Source organism: Pseudomonas sp., assembly GCF_030147005.1.
Taxonomy (GTDB): Bacteria; Pseudomonadota; Gammaproteobacteria; order Pseudomonadales; family Pseudomonadaceae; genus Aquipseudomonas.
Map to the genome: position 1 here is coordinate 1 of NZ_JASLAW010000051.1, position 5,609 is coordinate 5,609.

A 5,609-nucleotide genomic window follows, 5' to 3' on the forward strand; every position below is an offset into this window, starting at 1 on the left:
GGCGGCCACCTTGCCACCGTTGAACTCAACGGTGAAGTGCTCACCTCCCACCTATTCAAAGCCGGCCGCGAACACCAACGCCAACAAGGCCAACTGCTCAGCCACTACCACTACGACGACCAGAACCGCCTGCACGCCCACACCGTCACCCAACAGCAAAACCACCTCTACCAACGCCACTACGACTACGACAAAGCCGGCAATCTCACCCGCCTGATCGACACTCGCAAAGGCGAACACCTTTACCGCTACGACCCGCTCCACCGCCTGACCCGCGCCGACCATTCGCAAGACGTGCAGGACCGCTTCGGCCACGACCCGGCCGGCAATCTGCTCATGCAAAACCGCCCCGGTCCGGACATCGTAGCGGGTAATCGGCTGGTGATCCAAGGCGATCACCATTACGACTACGACGCCTTCGGCAATCTGATAAGAGAACGGCGCGGAAAAAGTCATTCGCTCTTCACCGAGTACCGCTACGACTGCCAGCACCGGCTGATTGGCGTCACCAAGCCCAACGGCCAAACCGCCAGCTATCGCTATGATCCGTTCGGTCGGCGCATCAGCAAAACCGTGGATGGCGTAACCACGGAATTCTTCTGGCAAGGCGACAAGCTGATCGCCGAACACCATGCTGATCGCCATCGCAGCTACCTCTATGAACCCGACAGCTTCCGCCCATTGGCCCTGCTGGAAGGCTTCGGCCCAGAAGAGGCCAAGCCCTACCACTACCAACTCGACCACCTCGGCACACCGCAGGAGCTGACTGATCCTGAGGGCGACATCGTCTGGTCCGCCCACTACCGCGCCTACGGCGAAATCAGCCGCCTCGACGTCGGCAAAATCGACAACCCGCTGCGTTTCCAAGGCCAATACTTCGACCCGGAAAGCGGCCTGCACTACAACCGCCATCGCTACTACAATCCGGATAGTGGGCGTTACCTGACACCAGACCCGGTAAAGCTGGCCGGTGGAATCAATGCGTACCGATACGCGACCAATCCAACCGGGTGGGTTGATCCGCTGGGGCTGGCGTGTACGCGGGGCAATTGCCCAGGACAACAAAGCCAAACCTCTCCTCGATATGGAGAGGAAACGCCAAAGGTAGGCCGCTCAACTCATTCCGCCACCTACGAGCAAGCATTGAACAAAGCATTTGAGTGGTTACTGGAAAATGACTTTCGGGCGGAAAAACCAAAACTGGGAAAATTTGGCGAACTCAAAGGTCAGCCCATCGGCATGCAAACGACTGACGCAAGGACAGGTTATCGTGTTGAATATGACGAGAAACATGGTGCCCACATTAATGTATGGACTCACAAAAAAAACGCCCCCCATTATACTTTTGAAGGCACGTCAAAAACTGTACTTCAACTCACAAAGAGGTTCGACAAAAAATGAGCTATCTTGACGACGAAATAATCAAAGACCTCAACCGTCTGAATATCGAATTTGATATCCCAGTAGAAGCCGAGCACGATTTAATTGTTGAAACGATAAATGCAGCCGTTCCTTTCTCCGGAAATCAAATAGCTTGGAGCCAATTTAAGGAAAACACCTATATCGGCCTCTCTTCATTACGATCTACGCTAGAGACACTAGAGAAAAAAATACAAGCAGCTACTAAACAAAATGTAATCTTCATCGGCGACGCAACCGACAACGCATATTCAATTAAATGCAGAGACCTCATGCAGTCACTGCACATTTTCTCAAACATACCCCAGCATACTTACATACTTCAAAAACAGCTGGACTGGATTGCTTGCATTTCATTTGAGGGAGACATTGATTTTGCAAAAATATAGCTTATCTGAACAGCCAACCTGTATTGCCTAAAAAATCCGAACCGTACCAACAACCATCTATCAAGCTTAAATGAAAATATAAATGACTAATTTTTCTTCTGACCAAGACACTCAGCGCGTGAAGTTCAACCCGCCCTTCGGAAGCGGTGTAGATTTATGGAGTGAAGACACACCAAAAATCGGAAAATCTCTGAACATCGAATTCGACTTGAACGAAATATTTTCCCGAACACACCTTCATTTGAAACAACACCACGGATCACGTTTACGGTGACGCACATTTATAACTGGCGAGGTTATTCAAGACAGCGCCGGTGGCGGTACTGAGTTAAAGTTGTTGATTCATTACCTCTTATTGAACTTAATGAGCCTACAACTCGGGTTGTGAAATTGAGCGCCCCACTGAATCTGGCCACACGGCACCTGATCTATCATAAAAAGCTGCTAACAGCCCCCCTGGAGACGGCCGCAGCACGCGTTATCAGCTCAATCCCACCTACGAGCAACAGCCCCACTCATTTGCCCCAATTCCCCATGTCTGCTAGTGTCGCGCCGGTTTACCGTCTACCGGAATTGCCGCCATGGCCCGCAAAAAAGTTGCACTCGATTTCGAACAATCCCTCGCCGACCTGCAAACCCTGGTCGAGCGTCTGGAGAACGGCGAGTTGTCGCTGGAAGACTCGTTGACGGCGTTTGAGCAAGGCATCGGCCTGACTCGCGACTGCCAGAGCGCGTTGGCGCAGGCTGAGCAGAAGGTCCAGGTGTTGCTCGAGCGTGACGGGGAGTTGGCCGAAGAACCTTTCGATGCGGAACAACCCGAATGATGGATGCGTATCAGGCCAGTAGCCAAGCCCGGGTGAATGCGGCGCTGGAGCCCTTGTTTGTTGCGCCGAGCCCGGAAATGAAGCGTCTTTACGAAGCCATGCGCTACAGCGTGATGAATGGCGGCAAGCGCGTGCGCCCGTTGCTGGCGTATGCGGCGTGTGAAGCGCTGGGTGCGCCGGCCGAAGAAGCAAATGGCGCGGCCTGTGCGGTAGAACTGATTCACGCCTATTCCCTGGTACACGACGACCTGCCGGCGATGGACGATGACGATCTGCGTCGCGGCCAGCCGACCACCCATAAAGCCTTTGATGAAGCCTATGCGATCCTGGCCGGTGATGGCTTGCAAAGCCTGGCGTTCAGCGCATTGCTGGACCCGGCGCTGAGCAGCGTCAACGCCGAGATCCGCCTGCGCATGGTCACCGCCCTGGCCATGGCCGCAGGCCCGGCCGGTATGGTCGGCGGGCAGGCGATCGACATGGGTTCGGTCAGCCTCAAGCTGGATCAAAAAGCCCTGGAGCACATGCATCGTCACAAGACCGGCGCATTGATCGAAGCTGCCGTGCAACTCGGCGCACTGGCCAGTGGCCGGGCTGAAGCCGCGCAATTGGCGGCGCTGCACACCTATTCGCGGGCCATTGGCCTGGCGTTTCAGGTGCAGGACGATATTCTCGACGTGGAAAGTGACACCGCGACCCTCGGCAAACGCCAAGGCGCCGATATCGCTCGGGACAAACCGACTTATCCTGCGCTGCTCGGGCTGGATGCTGCCAAGGCGTATGCCCTGGAACTACGCGATCAGGCCCTGGGCGCCCTGCGACCTTTCGACGCGGCGGCTGAGCCGTTGCGTGATCTGGCGCGGTATATCGTCGAACGTCGACACTGATCAACGCGGCCATAAGCGCCGCATATCGGCCAAGTTCGCCCCTCTGCGTGGGCAGTTTGCAATGCTTGAGGTAAACTGCCGCCTCTTCTATACCTATAACGATTCGCCTGATGCCCACGACGTTCCTAGAGATTCCCCGCAAGCGCCCGTCCACGCCTCTGCTCGACCGTGCTGCCACGCCGGACGGCCTGCGTCGACTGGGTGAAGCCGAGCTGGAAACCCTGGCCGATGAACTGCGCCTGGAATTGCTCTACACGGTCGGCCAGACCGGTGGGCATTTCGGTGCCGGGCTGGGCGTGATCGAGCTGACCATCGCCCTGCACTACGTATTCGACACCCCGGACGACCGGCTGGTGTGGGACGTGGGCCATCAGGCGTATCCGCATAAAATCCTCACCGGCCGTCGCGAACGCATGGCCAGCTTGCGTCAGAAGGACGGTATCGCCGCCTTTCCACGGCGTGCCGAGAGCGAGTACGACACCTTTGGCGTCGGCCACTCCAGCACCTCGATCAGTGCCGCGCTGGGCATGGCGATTGCCGCCCGTCTGCAAGGCAGCGATCGCAAGGCGATTGCCGTGATCGGTGATGGCGCGTTGACTGCGGGCATGGCCTTCGAAGCGCTGAACCATGCGCCGGAAGTGAACGCCAATATGTTGGTGATCCTCAACGACAACGACATGTCGATTTCGCGAAACGTCGGTGGCCTGTCCAATTACCTGGCGAAAATCCTTTCCAGCCGTACCTACGCCAGCATGCGCGAAGGCAGCAAGAAAGTGCTGTCGCGTCTGCCCGGCGCGTGGGAAATTGCCCGTCGTACTGAAGAATATGCCAAGGGCATGCTGGTGCCCGGCACCTTGTTCGAAGAGTTGGGCTGGAACTACATCGGCCCTATCGACGGCCATGACCTGCCCACCCTGATCGCCACGCTGCGCAACATGCGTGACCTCAAGGGCCCGCAGTTCCTGCATGTCGTCACCAAGAAGGGTAAAGGCTTCGCTCCGGCGGAAGTCGACCCGATCGGTTACCACGCGATCACCAAACTCGAACCCCTGGACGCCCCCGCCGCTGCGCCGAAAAAGGCCGGCGGGCCGAAGTATTCCGGTGTATTCGGCGAATGGCTGTGCGACATGGCTGCCGCCGACCCGCGCCTGGTGGGCATCACCCCGGCGATGAAGGAAGGCTCCGACCTGGTGGCTTTCAGCGAGCGCTTCCCGCTGCGCTATTTCGACGTAGCAATTGCCGAGCAGCACGCGGTGACTTTCGCCGCCGGCATGGCCTGTGAAGGCGCCAAGCCGGTGGTAGCGATTTACTCCACCTTCCTGCAGCGCGGTTATGACCAGTTGGTGCATGACGTGGCGGTGCAGAATCTCGACGTATTGTTTGCCATCGACCGCGCCGGCCTGGTGGGCGAAGACGGCCCGACCCACGCCGGCAGTTTCGACCTGTCCTACCTGCGCTGCATCCCCGGCATGCTGGTGATGACGCCCAGCGACGAGAACGAACTGCGCAAGATGCTCAGCACCGGCCACCTGTACAACGGCCCGGCTGCCGTGCGCTACCCGCGCGGCACTGGCCCGAATGCGGTGATCGAGAAGGACCTGGAGCCTATCGAGATCGGCAAGGGTATCGTGCGTCGCCAAGGCAGCAAGACGGCCTTCCTGGTGTTCGGCGTGCAACTGGCCGAAGCCCTGAAAGTGGCCGAGAAGATCGACGCCACCGTGGTCGACATGCGTTTCGTCAAACCGTTGGATGAAGCCTTGGTGCGCGAGATTGCCGGTCGCCATGAGCTGCTGGTAACGGTCGAAGAAAACGCCATCATGGGCGGCGCCGGTGCGGCGGTCAGCGAGTACCTGGCACGGGAGAATATCCTCAAGTCGGTGCTGCACCTGGGCTTGCCGGATATGTACGTCGAACACGCCAAGCCGGCGCAGATGCTGGCTGAATGCGGGTTGGATGAGGCCGGCATCGAGGCCTCGGTGCGCCAGCGCGTGGCTCTGCTCGGCCTGTAGAAACCGGATCGACGGGTGGGAGCGGGCTTGCTCGCGAATGCGGTAGATCAGTCAAATACGCCTTGACTGAAATGCAGCATTCGC

The 5,609-nt window shown here is 57.9% G+C and carries 5 protein-coding genes; all 5 read left to right on the forward strand.

Annotated features, from left to right (window positions below):
* The coding region (locus Q1V60_RS04595; protein ID WP_300627828.1) for an RHS repeat-associated core domain-containing protein at nucleotides 1–1,401 on the forward strand (1,401 nt) is incomplete at its 5' end.
* Entirely contained in the window at nucleotides 1,398–1,808 is a 411-nt protein-coding gene (locus Q1V60_RS04600; protein WP_300627830.1) for a hypothetical protein, read from the forward strand. The genes Q1V60_RS04595 and Q1V60_RS04600, both read left to right, overlap by 4 nt.
* A gap of 581 nt (nucleotides 1,809–2,389) precedes the next feature.
* Nucleotides 2,390–2,632: an exodeoxyribonuclease VII small subunit gene (locus tag Q1V60_RS04605; RefSeq protein ID WP_003176346.1), complete on the forward strand. Its 243-nt coding sequence runs from the start codon at nucleotides 2,390–2,392 to the stop codon at nucleotides 2,630–2,632.
* Nucleotides 2,629–3,516 (forward strand): (2E,6E)-farnesyl diphosphate synthase, encoded by an 888-nt coding sequence (gene ispA, locus Q1V60_RS04610; RefSeq protein ID WP_300627837.1) that lies wholly within the window; start codon nucleotides 2,629–2,631, stop codon nucleotides 3,514–3,516. Before Q1V60_RS04605 ends, ispA begins: the two co-directional genes overlap by 4 nt.
* Nucleotides 3,517–3,626: 110 nt before the next feature.
* Nucleotides 3,627–5,525, forward strand: coding sequence for a 1-deoxy-D-xylulose-5-phosphate synthase (gene dxs / locus Q1V60_RS04615; protein WP_300627840.1), 1,899 nt, complete (start codon nucleotides 3,627–3,629; stop codon nucleotides 5,523–5,525).
* The last annotated feature ends 84 nt before the right edge of the window (nucleotides 5,526–5,609 follow it).

Coding starts and splice junctions, on each gene's coding strand:
- Q1V60_RS04600 (WP_300627830.1), top strand. CDS start 1,398: ATGAGCTATCTTGACGACGAAATAATCAAAGACCTCAACCGTCTGAAT.
- Q1V60_RS04605 (WP_003176346.1), top strand. CDS start 2,390: ATGGCCCGCAAAAAAGTTGCACTCGATTTCGAACAATCCCTCGCCGAC.
- ispA (WP_300627837.1), top strand. CDS start 2,629: ATGATGGATGCGTATCAGGCCAGTAGCCAAGCCCGGGTGAATGCGGCG.
- dxs (WP_300627840.1), top strand. CDS start 3,627: ATGCCCACGACGTTCCTAGAGATTCCCCGCAAGCGCCCGTCCACGCCT.